The organism is Gemmobacter sp. LW-1, assembly GCF_001303875.1.
GTDB classification, from domain to species: Bacteria; Pseudomonadota; Alphaproteobacteria; order Rhodobacterales; family Rhodobacteraceae; genus Gemmobacter; species Gemmobacter caeni.
The window spans coordinates 182,108-204,504 of record NZ_LJSC01000051.1 but is presented as its reverse complement, the minus strand read 5'-3'; the positions used below and the strand labels follow the sequence as shown (position 1 = coordinate 204,504).

Below are 22,397 nucleotides of genomic sequence, written 5' to 3'. Positions count from 1 at the left end.
CATGTGCCGCCAGGCCTGCCGCTGCGGAATTGCCGCAAAATCCGACAGGTCGGCCAGGCTTCGCACAAAGCCCGGCAGCCTTGAAAACAGCGCCGCAACCGGCATGGGCCGGAATCAGACCGCCATATCCGACGGCGGATGCCCCAGAAGCCGCGCCAGAGTCGCAACCGCGCTGGCATAACGATCCGCAGGAATTGCCCCCGCCAGCGCGATGCGCAGCGCATGCGGCGCCCGGCCATGGATCAGCGCATATTCATCGGCCTGCCGGATCAGCACGCCCTCCGCCTCCGCCTGCCGGGCGAAGGTCGAGGCCCGCCAGCCCGAAGGCAGCGGCACCCACAGGAAGGGCAACCCCGCCTGCCAGCGGATATCGAACCGCCCCAGCGCATTCACCGCCGTCATCAACCGGCTGGCAAACACCTCCTGCACCTTGCGGCGGATCTCCTGCGCGGCCCCGCTTTCCAGCAGTTCCAGTGCCAGATCCGACACCGGCCGCGCCAGCGCGAAGAACCCGTGCTGCGCCGTCAGCCGCCCCGCCTCGCCCATGCCTGAGGGGCAAACCACATAACCGAACCGAAGAGCCGCCGAGACCGACTTGGACATCGACCCCACATACCACGTCCGTTCCGGCGCGATCGCATGCAGCGTGGGCAGATTGCTTTCCGTGATCGAATAGCAATCATCCTCGATGATCTGAAGGTCATAGCGGCGGGCGATGGCGGCGATTTCGGCGCGCCGCGCCGCCCCCATCCGGCAGGCCGTCGGGTTCTGGGCCTCGGGCGTCAGGACAAGGATCTGCGCACCATGGCGTCGGCAGGCGGCCTCCAGCGCGTCGGGCAACATGCCTTCGTCGTCGATTTCCACCCCCACCACATCGGCGCGCACCAGTCGCGCGGCATGACGGATGCCGGGATAGGCCAGATCTTCGGTCAGGATAACCGGCCGGTCGCCGCGCAGGCAACAAAGAAAGACCAGCAGCAGCGCATTCTGCCCGCCATGGGTCAGCGCGATATCCTCCGGCCCGAAGGCGCCCAGAAGACGGTCGGACAGCCAGTCACAAATGGCGGTGCGCAAAGGCGCCTCGCCCCGCTGCGAGGGATAATCATGCCAGGCCGCATCCAGCCCCTGCCCGATCTTCTGCAACGCTTCCGAAAAAGCCGCACCCTGACCGACATCGGGCAGTTGCGGCGACCGCAGATCAACCAGCCACGGCTCGTCACTGAGGTCACGCTCCTGAAACAGCGCCTGAGTCGGCCCCAGACGCGGCGCACGGGCGGCAACGAACGTGCCGCGCCCCACCGTCGCGGCCAGCAGCCCCTCCTGCGTCGCAAGCTGATAGGCGCGGCTCACCGTGCCCGGCGTCACATGCAGCCGCCAGGCCAGATCGCGCACGGTCGGGAGCTGCGCACCGGGCGCGAGCTCTCCCAGACGGATCGCCTCGCGCAATGCGCGGGTCAGGGCGAGATATTTCGGCCCCGGATGGCTGTCGAGGTCCGGCTGCCAATTTGTATCAGTCACAATCTAGCCCTCGCATTCGCCACGCCGCCATTGTATCAATGACACATAACCGAAACCGAGATTTGTATCAATACAAAAGGTGCCATGATGACCCGGACCGATCTGACCGCCCCCATGCTTTCGCTGCCGCCCGTGTCGCGGCTGGTGTTTGCCGTGGCGCATAAGGTGATGACCTGGGAACTGCGCCGTCAGGCGCGCCGTGGCATCGCAAAGCTCGACACCCATCTGCTGCGCGACATCGGCCTCGACCCGATGACCGCCGCGCAAGAGTCGCAAAAGCCGTTCTGGCGCGACTGACCCCATTCCCTTCCTGTCGTACCCCTGACTGGGCCGGTTTTCCGGCCCTCTTTTTTTGTCCGCTTTTGCCCGCGCACCCGCCGCAAAGCAAAAGGCCCGCGGAACACCGCGGGCCTTTCGTAAAACCGGAAAACCGGATCAGCGCTTCGAGAACTGGAACGAACGACGGGCCTTGGCCTTGCCGTATTTCTTCCGTTCCACAACGCGCGAGTCGCGGGTCAGGAAGCCCGCCGCTTTCAGCGCACCGCGCAGCGAGGGTTCGTAGAGTTGCAGCGCCTTCGAAATGCCGTGCTTCACCGCACCGGCCTGACCCGACAGACCACCACCGGCAACGGTGGCGTAAACGTCGAACTGGCCTTCGACATTGGCAACCTGGAACGGCTGACGCAGGATCATCTGCAGCACCGGGCGGGCGAAGTAAGCCGCCATTTCCTTGCCATTGACGGTGACCTTGCCCGAGCCGGGCTTGATCCAGACGCGGGCAACCGCGTCCTTCCGCTTGCCGGTGGCGTAGGAACGGCCCAGCGAATCGCGCTTCGGCTCACGCACGGGCGCTTCGGCAACCGCGGCAGCCTCGCCCGAGACGGCCGCTTTCAGATCGTCGAGGGATTTGATGTCAGCCATGATCAGGCGCTCCGGGTGTTCTTGGGATTCAGAGCCTTCACGTCCAGGACGGTCGGCTGCTGCGCTTCATGCGGATGCTCGGCCCCGGCGTAAACGCGCAGGTTGGTCATCTGCTGCTTGCCCAGACGGTTACGGGTGATCATGCGCTCGACGGCCTTGGTCACCACGCGCTCGGGATGCGCGCCTTCAAGCACTTCGCGCGCGGTGCGCGACTTGATGCCGCCCGGATGGCCGGTGTGCCAGTAGTAACGCTTGTCATTGCGCTTGTTGCCGGTCATCTGCACCTTGTCGGCGTTGATGACGATGACATTGTCACCCATGTCCATGTGGGGGGTGAAGGTCGGCTTGTTCTTGCCGCGCAGGATATTGGCGACAATCGTGGCGAGGCGGCCCAGAACGACGCCTTCAGCGTCGATCAGGATCCACTTCTTCTCGATATCCGCCGGAGTAGCGGTGAAGGTTTTCATATCAGACCCATGGAATTGTCGGGACGCGGACGCCCCTCTATCTCGGATGCGGGCTTTTCCTGCATTTCCACGCGCCGGTCAAGCGTCGCGCAATCAATAATTTCCAGCAAAAACATCGACATACGAAATAGGTATCAAAATACCCCAAAAATCCGCCTTCATCTTGGCCCAAATATCCCCGCCGGAGGCCCCCGGAACCGGGCGGCGCAGCCCGCCCGGTGACAGAAAAGCTTGCCGCCGCAGGCGGCGCCATCTCAAAAGTTACCGAAGCACCGGGGGTTTCGCAGGGTCCATGCCGGGCGCCTGCGGCGCGGGTGGCTCTGCCGCCACCGGCACCGGCAGGTCGAAGCGCAGCGCGACGCGGGCCATGGCTGCTACCACCGCCGTGTCCCCGTCCAGGAAGGCCACATCCATCTCGCCCGCCTCGACGCCCGAGAAGGTCAGCGCCTCGGCCGCCGCACGGGCGAGCGCGGTCTGTGCGCCTTCCACCGCATCGACGAAAGCCAGCATATGCCCCTGCCGCCCGCCCTCATAGATCACCGCCGCCAGCAGCGCATGCGCCGCCAGACCACCCGCTCGGGCGAGTTTCGCATCCAGCCCCTCGATCAGGCCTTGCGGCAGCCCGCGCGGTGGCTCGAACCGCTCGGGGCGCGCCTCGGCTTCCTCGGGGCCATGGGCCAGCGTTTCGGCCAGCCAGTCCACCGCGAAGGGTGGCAGCAGCATTGAGGACGGCGCCACCCCGAGATTCACCCCCAGCCCGATGCCCTGCCCGGCCAGCAGCCCGGCGATCACCCGCCCCGGCAGCGCCGCATAGGGCGCGGGCATGCCGGTGAAAGCGCCCAGCCGCTCCTCGGTGTCGAACACCAGAACCACCGGCCCGTCCTCAAGATCAAAGACACGCGGCGCCAGCGTCTCGCCCTCGGCCTCCTTTTCCAGCAGCAGGATCATCTCGCCATCGGCGAGCCGCTCATAGAACCGCAGACGCGGCGCGTCATCGCCGTCGGGCGCGGCGGCCATGGCCTCATAGGCAAGATCAAGCGGGGTCATCGGGGCCCTCCATCGCGGCGCGGATGCGGGCGCGCAGCTCGGGCAACAGCTCGGCGGCGAACCACGGGTTGCGTTTCAGCCACCCGCTATTGCGCCAAGAGGGATGAGGCAAGGGGATAATCCCGCGCGCCACCGTGCTGCGCCAATCCGCCACCACCTGTGCAACCGGGCGACGGTCGTCCAGATGCCAGCGGATTGCCGCCCCGCCCACCGCCAGCACCAGCCGTGCCGCGCGATGTTCAGCCAGCACCCGCGCCCGCCAGGTCTGTGCGCAAACGGGCGGCGGCGGCAGGTCGCTGCCCCTGGCATCGTAACCGGGAAAGCAGAAGGCCATCGGCAGGATTGCAATGCGGCTCCGGTCATAGAAGGCAGCCTCGTCCAGCCCCATCCAGTCGCGCAGCCGATCGCCCGAAGGATCGGTGAAGGGCTTGCCCGACTGATGCACCCGCAGCCCCGGTGCCTGCCCCGCGACGATCACCCGTGCCCGCGCGCCATGCCACAGCACCGGGCGCGGCACATGCGCGGTTGCCGTCGCCGCAAAGCGCGCAGCGCACAGCCGGCAGGCGGCGATTTCCGCGGCGAGTTCCTGCATCCCCTCCGGTGCCTCGTTGCAACACCGGCGCCGCCCCGCCCCTGCGTGCCGTTGCCGCGCCATACCCCCGAGGATAGGACAGCACAAAGACCAGCGCCATGGTGAACTGATGTATCGCGTTTCCAGCTTCATCCTGCATTTCGCCCGCGCCCTGCTGGCGGGCAGCCTCGTGGCGACCCTCTGGGTCAATCTCGATCCCGCCAGCTATTACGATGTGATGGAGCATGGGCTGTTCCCGCTGCCTTTCCCCGGCTGGATCGTTGCCGACCATGTGCGTGCGACCCTGATCACGCTGACTTCTGACCTGCTGATGGCTTTCTTCTTCTTCCTGCTGGGCAAAGAGCTTTGGGAGGCCAACATGCTGGAGCGCGGTGCCCTGCACGGGCGGCGCGGAGCGCTGCCCTTCATGGCCACCATGGGCGCGGTCGGTGGGGCGGTGCTTGTCTGGTTGCTGGTCTCTGCCCTGATCGAAACGGCGGAAGAGGCCAGTTTCGGCAGCGGCTGGGCGGTGCCCGTCGGCTGCGACGTGGTGATCGGCTATGCGATCGGGCGGCGGCTGTTCGGGCCGCAGCATCCGGCGCTGCACATGTTGCTGCTGATCACCATCGGGGCGGAACTGGCGGGGTTGCTGGCGCTGGCCCTGATGCGCCCGGACGAGGCGCTGCGCCTGCTGTGGCTGCTGCTGCCTCTTGCGGCGGCGGCGGGGGTCTGGCTGCTTTACGGCCGTCATGCCAGGTCAGAGCGGGAAACCGAACGTCAGCGGGCGCTGCACCTCTGGCCCTATGTAGTGGCAGGCGCGCTGAGCTGGACCGGCGTCGCGGCGGCGGGCCTTCCGGGCGCGCTCGGGCTGCTTCCGGTCATTCCGGCCATTCCGCATGCTCGTCGTGCCTTCGGCCTGTTCGCCGAGGCAGAGGAGTTTCTGCACGATCCGCTCAACCGCTTTGCCCATCTGCTGATGCGGCCGCTGGTGGGCGTACTGTTTCTGTTCGGCCTGACGCGCGGCGGCATCGACCTTGGTGCCTTTGCCCCTACCACGCTCGTGACGCTTGCCGCCTTCTGGATCGGCAAGCCGCTGGGCCTGATGGCGGGCACGCTGATCGCGCTGCGCCTGTTCGGCCTGCCGCTGCCGCAGGGGCTGACCCTTGCCGACATGGCCCGCATCGGCGCCATCGCCGGAATCGGCTTCACCGTGCCGGTCCTGTCGCTGGATACCGCCATCCCCGGTGGCGCCATGGCCGAGGCCGCCCGCCTTGGCCTCGCCCTGACCCTGCTGGCGGGGCCGCTGCTTCTTCTGCTATCCCGCGCCCGTCCGTCCCGCTGACGATTGCCAAACCCGGCCTGCCGCTGACATAATATAGCCTGATTGCTTTTGCATATCGGTGCGGTAAAGCGTGACGAGGTATTAAGGAATATGCCCTATCCGGGGAGACAACCGGAACGGATCGAACGCATCAGGCAGATGCGGTGAGGCCCCGATGATCGAGTTCGAGAACGTCAGCAAGTCCTTCTGGACCGGCAAGCAGCGCAAGGTCATCCTTGACCAGGCGTCGTTCCGGGTCGAGATCGGCAAATCGCTCGGCATTCTGGCGAAGAACGGCACCGGCAAGACCACCATCATCAACATGATGGCCGGGCTGGAAAAGCCTGACGAGGGCCGCGTCATCCGCACCTCGCGCATTTCCTTCCCTCTGGGCTTCATGGGCGGCGTGGTGAACAAGCACACCGCCACCGAAAACTCGCGCTACATCGCCCGGCTTTACGGCCTTGACCCCGATTACGTCGAAAGCTTCTGCCGCTGGCTGTGCGGGCTGAACGAATATTTCGACATGCCGGTGGGCACCTATTCCGCCGGGATGCGCTCGCGGTTCAGCTTCGCGCTGATGCTGGCGCTGGATTTCGACATCTACCTGATCGACGAGGGTATGCCTGCCACCACGGACCCCGAGTTCAACCGCAAGGCCGGGTCGATCCTGAAGCAACGTCTGCAAAACACCACCGTTGTCGTGGTCTCGCATCAGGCCTCGACACTGGAAAGATTCTGCCACCAGGCCGCCGTTCTGGCGGGTGGTCGGCTTTACATGTTCGACTCTCTGGAAGAAGCGAAACGTCTTTATGACTACAAAGCTAACGGCTAAGCGATTCCGCATTCGTCGCCCCGATCCGGTGCAACCGCTGCCCTCGCGCGCGGCGGAGAAGCCTGCGCCGAAGGACGGCATGCTGTTCGAGCAGCCGGAAGACGGTTTCGGCGACATGACCTTTGTCACGCCACGCCCGCAGGACCAGGGGACGACCCGCGATATAGGGCCGACCGATCTTGAGGCGATCCGTCGCGAGGGGCTGACCGGGCGGCAACTCCGGCTGGCACGCCGTCTGGCACAGAAGCATGAAATGCCCGCCACATCTGATTTCGATGCGGTGCGGCTGCTGCGGCAGGCGGGGATTGATCCGTTCCAGCGGACCAACCTGATCGAACTGGTTGGTGGCACTGAAACCGAAGCGGGCGGGGATGGCGGAGGGCTGCCGCCTGCGCCGGGCAGCCGCGCGCTGGTGCCCGAGGGCGACGGTGTAAAACTGCCGCAGACCATCAAGCCGGTGCAGGTTCCCTCGACCGAAGTGCGGGCCGAAACGAACCATGCGGCCGAAATCATGCGCATCCAGCGCGATCTGGCCCGCCGCCGCCGCCGCCGCGCGGCGCTGCTGTCGCTGCGACTGATGTTCTTCATCGGCCTGCCCACGCTGCTGACAGGCTTTTACTTCTTCTTTGTCGCGACTCCGATGTATGCGACAAAAACCGAATTCGTGATCCAGCAATCCGGCGACAGCATGGGCGCGGGTCGCGCAGGGGGCCTGGGGGGCCTGCTGACAGGCACCGGCTTTGCCACCTCTCAGGATTCGATCACGGTGCAGGGGTATCTGCAATCACGGGATGCGATGTTGCGGCTCGACGCCGATCACGGCTTCCGCGCGCATTTCGAAAGCGACCAGATCGACCCGATCCAGCGCCTTGCCCCAGACGCCAGTTTCGAATCCGCCTACAAGGCCTATACCCGCCACATCCACATCTCCTATGACCCGAGCGAGGGCATCATCAAGATGGAAGTCGTGGCGGCCAACCCCGAGAAATCTGCCGAATTTGCCCGTGCCCTCGTCGGCTATGCAGAGGAACAGGTGGATCAGTTGACCCACCGCCTGCGCGAGGACCAGATGAAGGGTGCCCGCGAAACCTATGAGAATACCGAACGCGATATGCTGGCGGCACAGCAGAAGGTGGTCGACCTTCAGGAACGCTACAAGGTGCTCAGCTCCGAGGTCGAGGTCAGCCTGATCACCACGCAGATCGGCAATCTGGACACCCAACTGACCGCCGACCGGCTGTCGCTGCAACAGATGGAAAGCAACGCCAATCCCAACAAGGCGCGGATGGAGCCGCTGAAACGCCGGATCGCCACGCTGGAAAGCGAAATCGCCAATCTGCGCGCCAAGCTGACCGAGGCCGGCGATGGCCAGCAAAGCCTTGCTGTCGTGCAGGGGGAGCTGATGGTGGCACAATCCGATGTGGAAACCCGCCGCCTTCTGCTGGCGCAGGCACTGCAGGCGATGGAGGCTGCGCGGATCGAGGTCAACCGTCAGGTGCGGTATCTCTCGCTTTCGGTGAGCCCGATTCCGCCGGACGAGCCCACCTACCCCCGCGCATTTGAATATACCATGGTTGCACTGTTCATCTTTGCCGGTATCTACCTGATGATCTCGATGACCGTCGCCATCCTGCGCGAACAGGTCTCGGCATAAGGAGAGACGGATGAAACAGGTGCAGATCGGCGGCTTGACCGCCGGGAACGACCAGCCGCTGCTGGTCATCGCGGGGCCCTGCCAGCTGGAAAGTCTGGACCACGCCCAGATGATCGCGGGCCGCATGGCCGAGGCCTGTGCGGCCGCCGGGGCGCAGTATGTGTTCAAGGCCAGCTACGACAAGGCCAACCGCACCAGCCTGAAAGGCAAGCGTGGTCTGGGCATGGATGCCGGGCTGAAGGTGCTGGAGGCGGTGCGCGCCATGGGCATGCCGGTCCTGACCGACATCCATGATGCCGAACAGGCCCGCGCGGCAGCGCAGGTGGTGGATGTGATCCAGATTCCTGCCTTCCTCTGCCGCCAGACCGATCTGCTGATCGCCGCCGGGGAAACCGGCGCGGTGGTGAACATCAAAAAGGGCCAGTTCCTCGCGCCCTGGGACATGGCGAATGTGGCCGAAAAGGTGGAAAGCACCGGCAACGACCGCATCCTGCTGACGGAACGCGGCGTCAGCTTTGGCTACAACACGCTGGTCGCCGACATGCGCAGCCTGCCGACCATGGCGCGCTCTGGCTGGCCGGTGATCATGGATGCCACCCATTCGGTGCAACAGCCCGGCGGTCAGGGCGGCAGTACCGGCGGGCAGCGCGAATTTGCCCCGGTCATGGCGCGCTGCGCCGTCTCCATCGGGATCGCGGGCGTGTTCATCGAAACGCATGAAGCGCCTGACAGCGCGCCTTCAGACGGGCCAAACATGATTCCGCTGGATCAGATGCCCGCGCTGATCGACAGCCTGATGGCTTTCGACCGGCTGGCGAAGGCCGATCCGCTGCGCATCTGAACAAACCCTGCAACGCCCGGTACGCTCTGGCGCCTCCCGGCATCAGTGGCAGGCGGAGGCCCTAGGCCTCTGCCGCGTTCGTGCGGGCAGCAAGGCTGCCCCCGGCCCAGGCTTTCAGCACCCGGAACAGCACCAGAGGGACCAGCCCCAGCGCCAGAACCAGAACGATGGTTCCGGTGACATCAAAGCCCTGAAGGAACAGCGCCGAGGCGAAAGCCGCCAGCGGGAAGGTAAAGGCCCCCCACATCGGGCTGAAACCGCTGACCGTGATCCAGCGGGCCGCCCCGACCAGCGCGAGGAAGATGGCCCCCGAGACGGCCAGAAACGCCAGGGCCCAGTCATTCAAGCCCAGAAGGCTCGCGACGCCGGACAGCAGGCAGGCAGGAGACAGGTGAATCGCCAGAAGCGGCCGAAGCGGCGCCGGCGGAATACGGCGGAACAGTTGCAACAGCGAAACCGCCCAGATCGCCAGCGCGGCCAGGCCGGTGGCGGCAAAAATCAGCAGCGACAGCCCGATCAGCCCCAGGGGCGCGGCGCTCAGCCCGCCGATGATGAAGCCCACGAAATGCAGATGCCAGGCAGGGGTCACCTCGCGCGCCTCGGCCGGGCCGGTGGCAAAACTGTAGATCAGCGCAGCAGCCAGCGCGGCATGCAGGCCAAGACCCGCAAAAAGCAGCCCCTGCGCCATGGCCGGAACATAGGGCAGAATTGCGACGGAGGTCAGCAGCAAGCCCAGCGACCCCGCCGCAAGGCCCGCCCGGCCCGGCAGCACCCGCAGATCCTCGAACAACACCGAAGGGCGGCGGGTCAGCTTTACCAGATAGCCGAAGGCCGCGAACAGCCAGAGCGCGACGGCAGCACCCAGCACCATATCGCCGATCTCCGCAGGCAGCCCCAGCGCCGGCAGCCCGCGCCGCAGGGCAAGACCCAGGCCAAGAGCGCCCATCAGAACCGGAAACACCGCGGGCGGCATCCGCGCGAACAGCGCCGGGCGGCGCGGCGGAAACTCGGGCGGCGGATAGACGCGCGGCCGGTTCATCTGCGGTGCGGGCTTGGGGTCGGGCATGGGCACCTCCGGTTCGGGTTGTCCCAGCCCTAGCCTATCGGAGGAAACCGCGAAAGTGCGGCAAAGCCGCACCCTGCCGGATCAGCGCAGATAGGGAAACCAATCCTCGCGCAGGCGCTGCCCCGGCTGCATCTCGTGCCCCGGATAGGGCGGCGAGGTTCGGCCCGGCCGCTCCACATAGCGCGCATCGTCCCCCACCAGCCGCAGGCTGAAGGCGCGCCGCCGCGTAGCGGCATTGTTGCCGCGCGCGCCATGCAGTGTGCGATAGTTGAAGGCCACGGCATCGCCCGGCTCCATCTGCCATTCGCGCACCGGCATGCCTTCGGCATCCGGGTCGGGGACCGGCATGTATTTTTCGCTGTCGGGGTAGAAGCTCGTCTCGGCCAGCCAGCGCGTCGGCAGCACTTCCTTTTCCCACCGATGCGAACCCGCGACACAACGCAGGCTGGCCTCGCGCACCGGGTCCAGCGGCGACCAGAAGCTGACCGTCTGCTGCCCCTCGACGAAGTAATACGGGCCGTCCTGATGCCACGGCGTCGGTTTCGAGGTGCCCGGCTCTTTCACCAGCACATGATCGTGGAACATCTGCACCCGGTCAGACGCCATCAGCTGCGCCGCCACCTCGGCCACGGCGCTTTCGCGGATCACACGCTCGAACTCGGGAATGCGATCCCAGTTGCAATAGTCATCGAAGAAGCGGCCGCCCTCGCCGGGTTTGAGGTTCTCGGCCGCATAGGGACCTGGTTCGGCCATATTGCGCTCCACCCCGGCGCGCAGATCCTCCACCCAGTCGGCCCAGAGGCCACGGACCAGCACCACTCCTTCGGTCTGGTAGGTTTCGATCATTTCGGGGGTGATCTCGATCTTCGCCATCGCGGGCCTCCTGTTGCGCTTGGCAGAAAGGTGACGCGAGTCTAACATAGTTTCAAATAATATCTTCGCATGTTCGAGATAGGTAAATGCTATCAGTTACCCTGCGCCAACTGGAGTATGCCGTGGCCGTGGCCCGCAACGGCGGCGTGACGGCTGCCGCGCAGGCACTGAACATCAGCCAGCCCGCGCTGTCGGTCGCCCTGTCTCAGCTGGAGGCGCAGCTCGGCAAACCGTTGTTCCTGCGGCGCCCACGCGGCCCCGCCGTTCCCACCGCCTTTGGCCGCGATTTTCTGGAAGCGGCAGAGACCCAGCTGGCCTCCATGGCGCGGCTGATGGCGGGGGATGCCGCGCCCGCCGCCCCGGTGCGGCTTGCGGTGTTCGAGGATCTGGCGCCGGTGATCCTCGGTCCCCTGCTGGCAGCGCTGCCCGCCGACCTTCCCGTCACCCCCGGAGTGCTGGGGTTCGAGGCGATGACCGATGGCCTTGGTCGCGGCCAGATCGACCTTGCCCTGACATGGGATCTGGGCCTGCCGCTCAGCGTGACGCGGGAAGAGGTCGCCCGTGTGAAGCCGCATGCCGTCATGGGTCCGCGTCACCGGCTGGCGCTGCGCGCCGGGGTGTCGCTGGCGGAACTGGCCGATGTACCGCTTATCCTCGCCGATCAGGGGCTGTCAGTCGGGCATATGCGGGCGCTGTTCGCCCGGCGCGGCCTTGCACCCCGCATCGCCCATCGCACCGCGACGCTGGAGTTGATGCGCTCTTTCGCGGCCAACGGGCTGGGGGTCGGGCTCAGCTACACCGCGCCGGTGCCGGGACAAAGCTATGATGGCGCCGCGCTGGTAACGCGCCCGGTGCTGGATGCCGGTGCGGGTGAGCCACTGGTGCTTGCCGTCGCGCGCGACAATGCGCTGTCGCCTGCGGGCGAGCGGCTGGCCCGTCTGATCGCCGCGCGACGGGGCTTCTTGCCGAAAGGCTGAACCCCGGTCAGGATCGCCCGAAACAACAGGGAGATTCCGATGAGCGGCCACGCCTACGAGACCGGACGCCTCAACCTGCCCTTCGTGGGCATTTCCACCTTCGGCAAGCGCCCCTATCAGGCCGACTGGAGCCGGATCGAGGCTGATGTCGCCGTGATGGGGGCGCCGTTCGACTTCGGCACCCAGTTCCGTGCGGGCGCGCGCTTTGGCCCACGGGCGGTGCGCGAGGCGTCCACGCTGTTCAGCTTTGGCCATGCCGGCGCCTATGATCACGAGGACGATTGTACCTATCTTGGCAGCGATGTTCGCATCGTGGATATCGGCGACGCCGACATTGTGCATACCGACACCGAGACAAGCCACGCCAATATTGAGGCCGGAGTCCGCGCCATCCTGAAGGCAGGCGCCTTGCCCGTGGTGATCGGTGGCGACCATTCGGTGAACATCCCCTGCATCCGCGCCTTCGACGATCAGGGCCCGATCCACATTCTGCAAATCGACGCGCATCTGGATTTCGTCGATGTGCGTCACGGTGTCCGGCACGGCCATGGCAATCCGATGCGGCGCGCGGCGGAGAAGGATTATGTGACCGGGATCACCGCGCTGGGCATCCGCAATGTTTCTTCCACGACGCAAGAGGGATATGAGGCCGCGCGCGCCATGGGCGACGACATCCTCAGCGTGCGACAGGTGCGGAAGCTGGGTTGCGACGGGGTTCTGGCCCGAATCCCGAAGGGTGCGCGGCTTTACGTCACCATCGACATCGACGGCTTCTGCCCCTCGATCGCGCCGGGCACCGGCACACCTTCGCACGGCGGGTTCCTTTACTACGAGGTGCTGGAGATCCTGCAAGGTGTCGCCCGTGACCACGAGATTGTCGGCATTGATCTGGTCGAGGTGGCGCCAGACTACGACCCGAGCCAGTCAACGGCCATCCTCGCCGCGCAGGTCTTGCTGAATTTCCTCGGTTTCATCTTCCATGCGCGGTCACAGCGGTAACACAAGGCCGGTCGGCCCAAGGTTCACCAGCCTGGCGCCCGTGCCGAGCTTGAACCCGACGAGGCCCGGATTGCCCGCATCGACAGGCCCAAGGTCGATGCGGGTCACGCCGCGCCCCCGCAGCAGCAAAGCAGCGTGCCAGAGCATCGCGCGATGCGCCTCGATCCGGCGCCCCTCTGCGCTGGTCCAGGCGATCAGATAGGTCGCCGCCGCGCCATGGATCAGGAACAGCATGGCAGCCAGCATCCCGCCCTTGCGGGACACATGCAGGATCAGCCGCTCCCCCCGCCAGGCGGCGAGAAAGGCGGCCCCCAGATTGCGGTAACCGCGCGCCCTGCCCTGCGCGATATCCTTGTTCAGAAGGTCTTGCAGGATTGCATCGTGACCCTCTGAAATATCTGTGCATTCTGACGAATTCAGATGACCGCGCCATTTCGGGGCCAGTGCCTTGCGCAAGGCCTCTGACGTCGGACTCACATCCCATTCCGCATGGTGCCGCGCCGTGATCAGCGGCAGAATCCCCGCTGCTGTGCTGGTCGCCACTGTCACCCCGGCATGACGTGCCAGAGGCGCGAGGCATATACTGGGCGGCGGTCGGTGAATCATCCGCAGGCCGCGCCGTGTAATCACCTGCACCGGGACGTTGTGCAGCAGCCCACGCTCTGCCCGCGCCCCGAGTCGTACCAGAGCCGCCCCATAGCTGCGGCTTTGCTGCAAGGGCGGCGCGGGGACCAGTATGTCCCATTCGGAATCGGTCAGACTTTTCATTCCGCCATTAACCGGCAGGAAAGTTTAAGATGCGATGAAGCGGTCATGGAGAAGTTGCCACAACCGCCTCGCCTGACACTTTGGGTGCCCACGCTGATCGCACTGGCGCTATCGCTGCTGTTCCTCGCCGGGCTGGCGCTTGTTTCAGCGATAGAGCAGCGAACGGCCGTTGTGGAACAGGTGCAGCTTGGCCGGATCGGCAGTCAGATGCACCGCGCTGTGCCGAAGCCCCTGATGGATACCCGGCAGCTTCGCCACCACCGGCGCCGCCTCGCCCGCGCGTTTGAAATAAAGCAGCGTCACCTCGCCAAGCGCCTCGGTAATTTCCACCTCGCCGGTGTAAAGCGCGGGGGTGTCACTGGGCACCATATCCTCGGGCCGCACCCCAAGGTTGACCGACAGCCCCAGATCCGCGTCCCCGGTGGGGATCGCCGCGATGGCCTCGCCGCCGCCATCCAGCTTGACCCGCGTCTCGGCGCCGGTGGCGACAATCTTGCCTGGCAGCAGATTCATGGCAGGGCTGCCGATGAATTGCGCCACGAATTCGTTCTCGGGCCGTTCATAAAGCTCCAGCGGGGTGCCAACCTGTGCGATACCGCCACCGGCCAGAACCACGATACGGCTGGCCAGCGTCATCGCCTCCACCTGATCATGCGTGACGTAGATCATGGTCGATCCGGGCATCGCCTCTTTCAACTGCGCAATCTCGATCCGTGTCGCCACCCGCAAGGCAGCGTCGAGGTTCGAGAGCGGTTCGTCGAACAGATAGACCTTCGGGTCGCGCACGATCGCCCGCCCGATGGCCACGCGCTGCCGCTGCCCCCCGGAAAGCGCCTTGGGCAGACGATCCAGATAGGGCGTCAGTTGCAGGATGCGAGCGGCATTATCCACCGCCGCATCCATTTCGGCCTGCGGCTTCTTCGCGATTTTCAGCGCGAACTCCATGTTCTGCCGCACGGTCATATGTGGATAGAGCGCGTAGGACTGGAATACCATGGCGATGCCACGCTGCGCGGGCGGCACCTCGTTCATCCGCACGCCATCAATGGTGAAATCGCCGCCGGTGATGCGTTCAAGCCCGGCGATCATCCGCAAAAGTGTGGACTTGCCACAGCCCGAGGGGCCGACAAACACGATCAATTCGCCCGTCTTGATGTCAAGGTCGATGTTCTTCAGAACCTTGACCTCACCATAGGCCTTCTCAACCCCGGTCAGTTTCAGATCGGCCATATGCGCCCCTCCCTCATACCCGACGGGCCAGGCAATAGTGCCAGGCCCCCAAAATCGCTTTCCCACCGTCGGCAGGTTGCCCGCCGATGTTCTGACCCACCGTCTCCCACCGGCCTTCCGGCAAGTCGATCTCTTGCGTGCCTTCGCCAAGGTTGAAGGCACAGAAAATCTCTTCATTGCCCTGGCGATGGAACCGGATCACGGCGCCCACCGCCTCGATCCCGGTCATGGTGCCCTCGCGCAGCACCGGATGGGCGCGGCGGAAGGCCAGCGCGGCGCGGTAGAATTCCAGCATGGAGTCCGCCACGCCTGCCTGTGCGCCAACGGCCCGCGCCAGATGCGGTGCCGTCACCGGCAGCCAGGCGCGCGGACCCGCAGTAAAACCACCCTGCGCATTGTCCTTCTGCCAGGTCATCGGTGTGCGTGCACCATCACGACCCTTGAACTCGGGCCAGAACTCGATTCCGTAGGGGTCTTGCAGTTCCTCAAAGGCAATTTCTGCCTCGGGCAGACCCAGTTCCTCGCCCTGATACAGGCAAACCGAGCCACGCAGGCACATCAGGAGCGCGGTATAAGCCTTTGCACCCTCTTCCGAAAGTTGCCAGCGGGTGATGTGGCGCACCGTGTCGTGATTTGAATAGCTCCAGCACGGCCATGCATCCGGCGCAGCAGCGGCCATACGGGCAAAGGTCGCCTGCACCCCCTCGGCGGTCAGGCGCCTGGGTTGCAGCATCTCGAACGGGTAGCACATCTGCACCTTGTCGCCGCCCGAAGTATATTCGGCCATGATCTCCAGCCCGCGCTGCGCATCGCCGACCTCGCCCACTGCGGCCGCACCGTAAGGCGCCAGAACGGCACGGAATTTCCGCAGGAACTCAAGGTTCTCCGGCTGGTTCTTGTCGAACAGATGCATCTGGTGGTTATAAGGGTTCACCGCGGGCGCAATGGAATCGTTGCGCAGTTCCTTTGGCAGCGCAGGATTGTCGCGCAAGTATTTGTCTGCGAAATAGAAATTGATGGTGTCCAGTCGGAAACCATCCACTCCGCGTTCCAGCCAGAACCGCGCAACGTCAAGCTGCGCTTCCTGCACATCCGGGTTGTGGAAGTTCAGATCGGGTTGCGAGGTCAGGAAGTTGTGCAAGTAATATTGCTCGCGCCGTGCATCCCAACTCCAGGCCGAGCCGCCGAAGATTGACAGCCAGTTGTTCGGCGGCGTGCCATCAGGCTTCGGATCGGCCCAGACATACCAGTCGGCCTTCGGATTATCGCGGCTCTGCCGGCTTTCGCGGAACCACGGATGCTGGTCGGAACTGTGCGACAGCACGAGGTCGATCATCACCCGCAGACCCAGATCATGTGCCCGCGTCACCAGCGCATCGAAATCGGCCAGTGTGCCGAACATCGGATCGACGCCGCAATAATCGCTGACGTCATAGCCGAAGTCCTTCATCGGCGAGGTGAAGAACGGGCTGATCCAGATCGCATCGGCGCCGAGGGTCGCGATGTGATCCAACCGCGAGGTGATGCCCGGCAGGTCGCCGATACCGTCGCCGTTGCTGTCCTGAAAGCTGCGCGGGTAGATCTGATAGATCACCGCGCCGCGCCACCAGTCGGGGTCTTTGGGAAGGGTCATGGGTCTCTCACTTCACGGAGCCGGCCAGCAGGCCGCGCACCAGGTATTTCTGCATTGCGAAGAACACGATCAGCGGCACAGCGATGGACACGAAGGCCGAGGCGGCAAGAATTTCCCACTCGCCCCCTTTCGACCCCATCAGCTCGCGCAGGAGGCCGGTCATCACCAGCTGGTCGGGGTTGTTGCCAAGGAAGACGGTGGCAACCAGCAGGTCGTTCCAGGTCCAGAGGAACTGGAAGATCGCAAAGGAGGCCAGCGCCGGAAAGCTGAGCGGAAGGATGATCTTGAGGAAGATCTGGAAATCGGTGGCCCCATCAACGCGCGCGCTTTCGATGATCTCGCGCGGCAGGCCGACCATGTAGTTGCGCAGAAGGTAGATCGCCAGTGGCAGGCCGAAGCCAGAATGCGCCAGCCAGATCCCGATGTATTCCTTGCCGATGCCAAGCTGGTTGTGCAGCTTCAGAAGCGGGATGAGCGCCATCTGCAAGGGCACGACCAGCAAGCCCACCACCGCGGCAATCAGCAGCGCGCGGCCCGGAAACTCCATCCACGCCAGCGCATAGGCCGCGAAGGCCGCGATCAGGATCGGGATGATCGTGGCAGGGATCGTCACCGTCATGGTGTTGAGGAAGGCGCGGCCCAGCCCCTCGGCGAACATCACACGGCGGTAATTGTCGAGCGTGAAGCGCGGAGGGGAGACTGAACTGACGAAGATGCGGGGCGAGCGGCCCTCGAACTGCGCGGGTGCAGTCAGGCGGTAGTCGCCATTGGCCTGCACCGCGAGCTTCACGCCGTCCTTCAGATCGGCCTCGGCCCCTGGGGCGAAGGCGGCGGGCGCACGGGAGTTCACGCCGAAGGCCGTGACCTCGCCCCCTGCACCGTCAAAAACATTGCCGTCGATCACCCAGAGCGGCCCGTCCTGCCGTTGCGTATCTGCATCGCCGGCCCGGTAGACGATGTTCTGTTCAGCCGGGAACAAGGATCGCCACCAGCCCGAGGTGGTGATCTGGTCGCGGTCGCGGAAAGACGAGACCAAAAGCCCGATCGTCGGCAGCACCCACAGAAGCACCAGCGCGGCAGTGGCGAGATGCACGGCCCAGACCAGCGAGGATTTTGTTCCTGCGATATTGTCCATCAGCGCATCTCCTTCCGGGCATTGCGGATGTTCCAGATCATGATCGGCGTCACCATCAGCATGATGACCAACGCCACGACCGAGGCGCGCCCGGTATCATTGCCGCGGAACATCCAGTCGAACATGAGGTTGGCCAGAACCTGCGTCCCCCACTGGCCATTGGTCATCGCCAGCACGATGTCGAAAACCTTCAGCACGGTAATGGTGATCGTGGTCCAGACCACGGCGATGGTGCCCCAGATCTGCGGCACCTTGATGCGGGCGAAGATCTGCAAGGGCGAGGCCCCGTCGAGGATCGCGGCCTCCACCGTTTCCTCGGGGATGCCCCGCAGTGCTGCGGACAGGATCACCATGGCAAAGCCGGTCTGGATCCAGATCAGCACAATCATCAGCATGAAGCTGTTGCCCGGCTCCAGCGTCAGCCAGGTTTGCGGCTGGCCACCCAGCGACACCCAGATCGCATTGAGCATGCCGATCTCGGTCTGGCCGTCGCCGCGATAGTCATAAATGAATTTCCAGATCACCGAGGCCCCGACGAAGGAAATCGCCATCGGCATGAAGATCATCGCCTTGGCAAAATTGCCCCAGCGGATACGGTCGGTCAGGGCAGCGGCGATCAGACCGAAGAAGGTCGATGCCGCGGGCACCACCAGCAGCCACAGAAGGTTGTTGCGCATCGATTCCCGAAACTTGGAATCGCTGACCAGCCACGAATAATTGTCGAAGCCGACATAGGTCTGGCCGGTGGAATCGTGGAACGAATACCAGACCGACACGAAAACCGGATAGACCAGATAGACCGCCAGCAGCAGCACGGCAGGCAGCAGGAACAGCCAGGGCCGGATCTGGGCCGCACGGGCGATATTGCGCCCGGCATCTGCCCCGCGTGGTGGCAGCAGCGTATCGAGGATCAGGTTCGACAGAAAGAAATAGGCGACGCATCCGAAGACACCGATCACGATGGTGCCGCCCGCCATCAGTAGCTGTTCCATGTTTCCCCCAAGCCTCCAAGACAGCCGCAGACTCCCCGCCCGGATTGCTCCGGGCGGGATGCACTCGTTACATCGCGCGTTTTACTTCAGCGTATCCCAGGTCTTCTGGATCTCGGCCGCCACGGCCGCCGCATCCTTGCCACCGGAATAATCGACCATGCCGGTCCAGAAGGCCCCGGCGCCGATTGGTCCGGGCATCAGGTCAGAGGCGTCAAAGCGGAAGGTGGTAGCGTTCAGCAGGATGTCGCCCATCTTCTTCAGCGTCTCGTCGCTGTAAGCCTCGGGGTTGACGCCCTTGTGCGGGGTCAGGAAGCCCTTCTGCGCCATCCAGACCTCATGCGCGATGGGCGTTTCGAGGAACTGGATGAAGGCGCGCGCGGCGGGGCTGTCCTTCATCATCCCGAACACCGTGCCCGCGCCCAGCACTGGCTGGCCCAGATCCTTGCCCGCATAGGCCGGGAAGTAGAAGAAATCGGCATCCTGCCCGATCACCGTGCCTTCGGGGAAGAAGGACGGAATGAAGCTGGCCTGACGGTGCATGTAGCAGGCTGGCGGCGAGGCAAACAGGCCCTTCGGGCTGTCACGGAAATCGGTGGAGGCGACACCGCCCGCGCCCCCCGCCACCCAGGCATCGTTGCGCGCGAAGGCGCCATATTCCTCGATGGCATTGACCACGATGGGATCATCGAACTTCAGATCATTGCTGACCCAGCGGTCATAATTCTCGGGCGTGGTGGTGCGCAGCATCATGTCCTCGACCCAGTCAGTCGCAGGCCAGCCGGTCGCCCCGCCCGAGCCAAGCCCGATGCACCACGGCGTGCCGCCGTCATCGACGATCTGCTGCGACAGCGCCTTCAGCTCCTCCATGGTCTTTGGCACTTCATAGCCCGCGTCCTCGAAATTCTCGGGCACATACCAGACCAGCGATTTCAGGTCGGCCTTGTAGAAGAAACCGTAAAGTCCCGGCGTGCCATCCTTGCCGGGGAAGGTCGCCAGATCGACCCAGCTTTGGCCGGCAGCATAGTTTTCGGCCACCCATTTCGCGGTCTCGTCGCCCAGCGGCACCACAAAGCCCTTGCTGGCCAGATCGCGCAGCAGGCCAGGCTGCGGGAAAACCGCGATATCGGGCGGCGAGCCCGCCTGCGCGTCAATAACGATCTGCTGTTCAAAACTGTCGGAGCCGCTGTAATTCACCTTGGCGCCGGTTGCCGCCTCGAAATAGGCGATGACGCTTTCGACCAGATCCTTGTCAGGCCCAAGCCAGGGGCCAAGGATCGTCAGTTCCTGCCCCGACAGATCCTGTCTGAACGCCTCGAAGCTGTCCCAGTTCAGCCGCGCATCCTCGCCCGGCGCGAATTTCAGGTCACGCGCCCCGGCCTGCCCGGCCATCAGCGCCAGAACCGCCACACCGGCGCACAGGCTCCGTTTCATTGTCATCCTCCCGTTCCTCCTCCATCGGTGCTTCATTCCGGCACCGTCCCCGTCGCGGAATCACATTTCAAACCGCTTTGGATTGGCACAGATAAGACATCCCTGGCCCGGCTGTCAACGAATCTTCGACAAAAGTCGCACGCAACCCGTGAGATCAGGGCGGAAAAACAGATGATTTGGGCTTTGACGCCCCCGCCCCGGACGGCTAACATCCCGGCGAATTTGAAACGCTTTGGCTGCACGCACATGAATCTCAAGGAGCTGGCCCGCAAACTCGACCTGTCACCCACAACGGTGAGCCGGGCCCTGAACGGCTATCCCGAAGTGAACGAGGCCACTCGCGAAAGAGTAGCTGCCGCAGCCAAAAAATACAACTATCAGCCGAATACCCGTGCCATCCGGCTGGCGACAGGGCGCGCCATGGCCGTGGGCCATGTCATTCCGCTGGCGACACGGCACGAGATCGTCAACCCGGTCTTCGCCGATTTCATCGCCGGTGCGGGTGAAGTCTATTCCCGCAACGGCTATGATCTGCTGCTGTCCGTCGTTTCGGACGATGATGAGGAACGCGCGTATCGCGAACTCAAATCTCGGGGGACGGTCGACGGGGTGATCGTGCATTCGCCACGGATGCGCGATGAGCGCATTCCGCTGCTGCACGACCTTGGCATCCCCTTTGTCGTCCATGGCCGCGCCACCGACAGCCCGCGCCCCTACCCCTGGGTTGATGTGAACAACCGGCGCGCCTTCCAGCGGGCCACTGAATTCCTGCTGGATCTCGGCCATCGCAGGATCGCGCTGATGAACGGGCTGGAGTTCATGGATTTCGCGCTGCGTCGCCGGGCCGGATATGAGGCTGCGCTGGCTGCACGCGGCATTCCCGTTGATCCCGCGATCATGGCCAGCGAGGAAATGACGGAAACCAGCGGTCACCGGCTCGGGGCGGCGCTGCTGTCCGGCCCCAACCCGCCCACGGCCTTTCTGGTTTCGTCCATCATCATGGGCCTTGGCATCCGCCGCGCGATTGAAGAGCGTGGTCTGCAAATGGGCCGGGACGTTTCCGTCATCGTTCACGATGACGAGCTGAGCTATCTGCGCAACGGTGACGACCTGCCAATCTTCACTGCCACCCGGTCTTCCGTGCGCGAGGCCGGGCGGCAGGCGGCGGCCATGCTGATCGGGCTGATCCGGGGTGAGGCGGGGGCGCCGCGCGAGTTGCTGATGGAGGCAGAGTTGATCATCGGTCAATCCACAGGCCCGCATCGTGGCTGATCCGATCCCGCCGCGCGCCACCTTCCCGCCGGGCTTCCTGTTCGGTGCCGCCACCGCCGCCTATCAGGTGGAGGGCACGCGCTTCGGCGGTTGTGGCCCCTCGCACTGGGACACTTTCGCCGCCACCCCTGGCAATGTGGTGCGCGCCGAGGATGGCGCCACCGCCTGCGACCATTACCACCGCTGGCCCGAGGATCTGGACCTTGCCGCCCGCGCCCATATGGATGCCTGGCGCTTTTCGACCAACTGGTCGCGGGTGATGCCGGATGGCATGACGGTGAACCCCGAAGGTCTGGATTTCTATGACCGGCTGGTCGACGGCATGCTGACGCGCGGGCTGAAACCATTTCTGACCCTGTATCACTGGGATCTGCCCGCTGCGCTGGCCGATCTGGGTGGCTGGCGCAACCGCGATACCTGCGCTCGTTTCGCCGATTTCGCGGAAATCGTGACCCGGCGTATTGGGGACCGCATCGCCGCCACGGCCACAATCAATGAGCCATGGTGCGTGGCTTGGCTGTCGCATTTCCTCGGAGCCCATGCGCCGGGCCTGCGCGACATCCGCGCCGCCGCCCGCGCCATGCACCACATCCTGCTGGCACATGGCATGGCGATGGAGCGGCTGCACGGGCTGGGACAGCGCGATCTGGGAATCGTGCTGAACTTTGACCGTGCGGTGCCTGCCAGCGACGCCCCCGCCGACCTTGCCGCCGCTGCCCGTCAGGACGCGATCTTCAATCGCTGGTTCATCGAGGCGATCACGAAAGGCGCTTACCCGGCCGAGGCGCTTGAGGGACTGGCGCCGCATCTGCCGCAGGGCTGGCAGAACGATATGGCGGTGATCCG

The 22,397-nt window shown here is 64.8% G+C and carries 22 protein-coding genes; 9 read left to right on the top strand and 13 right to left on the bottom strand.

Annotated elements, in window-relative coordinates; translation table 11 throughout:
* Positions 1-114 precede the first annotated feature (114 nt).
* On the bottom strand, positions 115-1,518 hold the full coding sequence (locus AO684_RS15005) for a PLP-dependent aminotransferase family protein (RefSeq protein WP_054303538.1): 1,404 nt from the start codon (positions 1,516-1,518) through the stop codon (positions 115-117).
* 87 nt (positions 1,519-1,605) lie between these two features.
* Here AO684_RS15005 and AO684_RS15000 point away from each other — a divergent pair, with 87 nt between their 5' ends.
* The gene (locus AO684_RS15000) at positions 1,606-1,815 is read left to right on the top strand and encodes a DUF1127 domain-containing protein (RefSeq protein ID WP_082401031.1); all 210 of its coding nucleotides are present in this window, start codon (positions 1,606-1,608) and stop codon (positions 1,813-1,815) included.
* Between the two features lie 138 nt (positions 1,816-1,953).
* Here AO684_RS15000 and rpsI read toward each other — a convergent pair whose 3' ends face one another.
* The 4 genes from rpsI to AO684_RS14980 form a co-directional block, all read right to left on the bottom strand.
* A complete protein-coding gene (gene rpsI / locus AO684_RS14995; protein WP_054303536.1) occupies positions 1,954-2,439 on the bottom strand; it encodes a 30S ribosomal protein S9 in 486 nt (161 codons plus the stop codon).
* 2 nt (positions 2,440-2,441) lie between these two features.
* Entirely contained in the window at positions 2,442-2,906 is a 465-nt protein-coding gene (gene rplM / locus AO684_RS14990) for a 50S ribosomal protein L13 (RefSeq protein WP_054303535.1), read from the bottom strand.
* Positions 2,907-3,167: 261 nt separating this feature from the next.
* Entirely contained in the window at positions 3,168-3,953 is a 786-nt protein-coding gene (locus tag AO684_RS14985; RefSeq protein ID WP_054303534.1) for an SseB family protein, read from the bottom strand.
* Positions 3,940-4,545: a uracil-DNA glycosylase family protein gene (locus AO684_RS14980; RefSeq protein ID WP_054303533.1), complete on the bottom strand. Its 606-nt coding sequence runs from the start codon at positions 4,543-4,545 to the stop codon at positions 3,940-3,942. Before AO684_RS14980 ends, AO684_RS14985 begins: the two co-directional genes overlap by 14 nt.
* Positions 4,546-4,654: 109 nt before the next feature.
* Here AO684_RS14980 and AO684_RS14975 point away from each other — a divergent pair, with 109 nt between their 5' ends.
* From AO684_RS14975 to kdsA, 4 genes are all read left to right on the top strand, one after another.
* Complete coding sequence (locus AO684_RS14975) at positions 4,655-5,866, top strand: Na+/H+ antiporter NhaA (protein ID WP_054303532.1); 1,212 nt, start codon at positions 4,655-4,657, stop codon at positions 5,864-5,866.
* Positions 5,867-6,020: 154 nt separating this feature from the next.
* Positions 6,021-6,680: an ABC transporter ATP-binding protein gene (locus AO684_RS14970; RefSeq protein WP_054303531.1), complete on the top strand. Its 660-nt coding sequence runs from the start codon at positions 6,021-6,023 to the stop codon at positions 6,678-6,680.
* 79 nt (positions 6,681-6,759) lie between these two features.
* Positions 6,760-8,334 carry a capsule biosynthesis protein gene (locus AO684_RS14965; protein WP_308429972.1) on the top strand — a complete coding sequence of 525 codons (1,575 nt, stop codon included), beginning with the start codon at positions 6,760-6,762 and terminating at the stop codon, positions 8,332-8,334.
* A 10-nt stretch (positions 8,335-8,344) separates the two neighbouring features.
* Positions 8,345-9,175: a 3-deoxy-8-phosphooctulonate synthase gene (gene kdsA / locus AO684_RS14960; RefSeq protein ID WP_054303529.1), complete on the top strand. Its 831-nt coding sequence runs from the start codon at positions 8,345-8,347 to the stop codon at positions 9,173-9,175.
* 61 nt (positions 9,176-9,236) lie between these two features.
* Here the strand turns inward: kdsA and AO684_RS14955 are convergent, their stop codons facing one another.
* The gene (locus AO684_RS14955) at positions 9,237-10,241 is read right to left on the bottom strand and encodes a tellurium resistance protein (RefSeq protein WP_235451296.1); all 1,005 of its coding nucleotides are present in this window, start codon (positions 10,239-10,241) and stop codon (positions 9,237-9,239) included.
* A gap of 81 nt (positions 10,242-10,322) precedes the next feature.
* Entirely contained in the window at positions 10,323-11,114 is a 792-nt protein-coding gene (locus AO684_RS14950; protein ID WP_054303528.1) for a phytanoyl-CoA dioxygenase family protein, read from the bottom strand.
* 86 nt (positions 11,115-11,200) lie between these two features.
* On the opposite strand from AO684_RS14950, the gene AO684_RS14945 reads away from it, so the two are divergent.
* Both AO684_RS14945 and speB read left to right on the top strand, forming a co-directional pair.
* Complete coding sequence (locus AO684_RS14945) at positions 11,201-12,091, top strand: LysR family transcriptional regulator (protein WP_054303527.1); 891 nt, start codon at positions 11,201-11,203, stop codon at positions 12,089-12,091.
* Positions 12,092-12,130: 39 nt separating this feature from the next.
* Positions 12,131-13,090 carry an agmatinase gene (gene speB, locus AO684_RS14940; RefSeq protein ID WP_054303526.1) on the top strand — a complete coding sequence of 320 codons (960 nt, stop codon included), beginning with the start codon at positions 12,131-12,133 and terminating at the stop codon, positions 13,088-13,090.
* Here speB and AO684_RS14935 read toward each other — a convergent pair.
* The 6 genes from AO684_RS14935 to AO684_RS14910 form a co-directional block, all read right to left on the bottom strand.
* Positions 13,079-13,858 carry a GNAT family N-acetyltransferase gene (locus AO684_RS14935; protein ID WP_054303525.1) on the bottom strand — a complete coding sequence of 260 codons (780 nt, stop codon included), beginning with the start codon at positions 13,856-13,858 and terminating at the stop codon, positions 13,079-13,081. The two genes, speB and AO684_RS14935, sit on opposite strands and share 12 nt — an antisense overlap.
* Before the next feature lie 144 nt (positions 13,859-14,002).
* Positions 14,003-15,088, bottom strand: a complete 1,086-nt coding sequence (locus tag AO684_RS14930; RefSeq protein WP_054303524.1) for an ABC transporter ATP-binding protein — start codon at positions 15,086-15,088, stop codon at positions 14,003-14,005.
* 13 nt (positions 15,089-15,101) lie between these two features.
* The gene (locus AO684_RS14925; RefSeq protein ID WP_054303523.1) at positions 15,102-16,721 is read right to left on the bottom strand and encodes an alpha-glucosidase; all 1,620 of its coding nucleotides are present in this window, start codon (positions 16,719-16,721) and stop codon (positions 15,102-15,104) included.
* A 7-nt stretch (positions 16,722-16,728) separates the two neighbouring features.
* The gene (locus AO684_RS14920) at positions 16,729-17,856 is read right to left on the bottom strand and encodes a carbohydrate ABC transporter permease (RefSeq protein ID WP_054303522.1); all 1,128 of its coding nucleotides are present in this window, start codon (positions 17,854-17,856) and stop codon (positions 16,729-16,731) included.
* Complete coding sequence (locus AO684_RS14915) at positions 17,856-18,848, bottom strand: carbohydrate ABC transporter permease (RefSeq protein ID WP_054303521.1); 993 nt, start codon at positions 18,846-18,848, stop codon at positions 17,856-17,858. Before AO684_RS14915 ends, AO684_RS14920 begins: the two co-directional genes overlap by 1 nt.
* Before the next feature lie 81 nt (positions 18,849-18,929).
* Positions 18,930-20,279 (bottom strand): ABC transporter substrate-binding protein, encoded by a 1,350-nt coding sequence (locus tag AO684_RS14910; protein ID WP_054303711.1) that lies wholly within the window; start codon positions 20,277-20,279, stop codon positions 18,930-18,932.
* Positions 20,280-20,525: 246 nt separating this feature from the next.
* Between AO684_RS14910 and AO684_RS14905 the strand changes: the two genes are divergently transcribed.
* On the top strand, positions 20,526-21,551 hold the full coding sequence (locus AO684_RS14905) for a LacI family DNA-binding transcriptional regulator (protein WP_054303710.1): 1,026 nt from the start codon (positions 20,526-20,528) through the stop codon (positions 21,549-21,551).
* Positions 21,544-22,397 (top strand): family 1 glycosylhydrolase (locus tag AO684_RS14900; protein ID WP_369814600.1); only part of this gene is annotated, 854 nt, incomplete at its 3' end. The genes AO684_RS14905 and AO684_RS14900, both read left to right, overlap by 8 nt.

Excerpts from the sequence above, each read along its gene's own strand:
- AO684_RS14935 (WP_054303525.1), bottom strand. The coding sequence starts at position 13,858 with ATGAAAAGTCTGACCGATTCCGAATGGGACATACTGGTCCCCGCGCCG.
- AO684_RS14955 (WP_235451296.1), bottom strand. The coding sequence starts at position 10,241 with ATGCCCGACCCCAAGCCCGCACCGCAGATGAACCGGCCGCGCGTCTAT.
- AO684_RS14910 (WP_054303711.1), bottom strand. The coding sequence starts at position 20,279 with ATGAAACGGAGCCTGTGCGCCGGTGTGGCGGTTCTGGCGCTGATGGCC.
- AO684_RS15000 (WP_082401031.1), top strand. The coding sequence starts at position 1,606 with ATGACCCGGACCGATCTGACCGCCCCCATGCTTTCGCTGCCGCCCGTG.
- AO684_RS14905 (WP_054303710.1), top strand. The coding sequence starts at position 20,526 with ATGAATCTCAAGGAGCTGGCCCGCAAACTCGACCTGTCACCCACAACG.
- AO684_RS14920 (WP_054303522.1), bottom strand. The coding sequence starts at position 17,856 with ATGGACAATATCGCAGGAACAAAATCCTCGCTGGTCTGGGCCGTGCAT.
- AO684_RS14980 (WP_054303533.1), bottom strand. The coding sequence starts at position 4,545 with ATGCAGGAACTCGCCGCGGAAATCGCCGCCTGCCGGCTGTGCGCTGCG.
- AO684_RS14975 (WP_054303532.1), top strand. The coding sequence starts at position 4,655 with ATGTATCGCGTTTCCAGCTTCATCCTGCATTTCGCCCGCGCCCTGCTG.
- AO684_RS14945 (WP_054303527.1), top strand. The coding sequence starts at position 11,201 with ATGCTATCAGTTACCCTGCGCCAACTGGAGTATGCCGTGGCCGTGGCC.
- rpsI (WP_054303536.1), bottom strand. The coding sequence starts at position 2,439 with ATGGCTGACATCAAATCCCTCGACGATCTGAAAGCGGCCGTCTCGGGC.
- AO684_RS14965 (WP_308429972.1), top strand. The coding sequence starts at position 6,760 with ATGCTGTTCGAGCAGCCGGAAGACGGTTTCGGCGACATGACCTTTGTC.
- AO684_RS14950 (WP_054303528.1), bottom strand. The coding sequence starts at position 11,114 with ATGGCGAAGATCGAGATCACCCCCGAAATGATCGAAACCTACCAGACC.
- rplM (WP_054303535.1), bottom strand. The coding sequence starts at position 2,906 with ATGAAAACCTTCACCGCTACTCCGGCGGATATCGAGAAGAAGTGGATC.
- AO684_RS14970 (WP_054303531.1), top strand. The coding sequence starts at position 6,021 with ATGATCGAGTTCGAGAACGTCAGCAAGTCCTTCTGGACCGGCAAGCAG.
- AO684_RS14915 (WP_054303521.1), bottom strand. The coding sequence starts at position 18,848 with ATGGAACAGCTACTGATGGCGGGCGGCACCATCGTGATCGGTGTCTTC.
- speB (WP_054303526.1), top strand. The coding sequence starts at position 12,131 with ATGAGCGGCCACGCCTACGAGACCGGACGCCTCAACCTGCCCTTCGTG.
- AO684_RS14925 (WP_054303523.1), bottom strand. The coding sequence starts at position 16,721 with ATGACCCTTCCCAAAGACCCCGACTGGTGGCGCGGCGCGGTGATCTAT.
- AO684_RS14930 (WP_054303524.1), bottom strand. The coding sequence starts at position 15,088 with ATGGCCGATCTGAAACTGACCGGGGTTGAGAAGGCCTATGGTGAGGTC.
- kdsA (WP_054303529.1), top strand. The coding sequence starts at position 8,345 with ATGAAACAGGTGCAGATCGGCGGCTTGACCGCCGGGAACGACCAGCCG.
- AO684_RS14985 (WP_054303534.1), bottom strand. The coding sequence starts at position 3,953 with ATGACCCCGCTTGATCTTGCCTATGAGGCCATGGCCGCCGCGCCCGAC.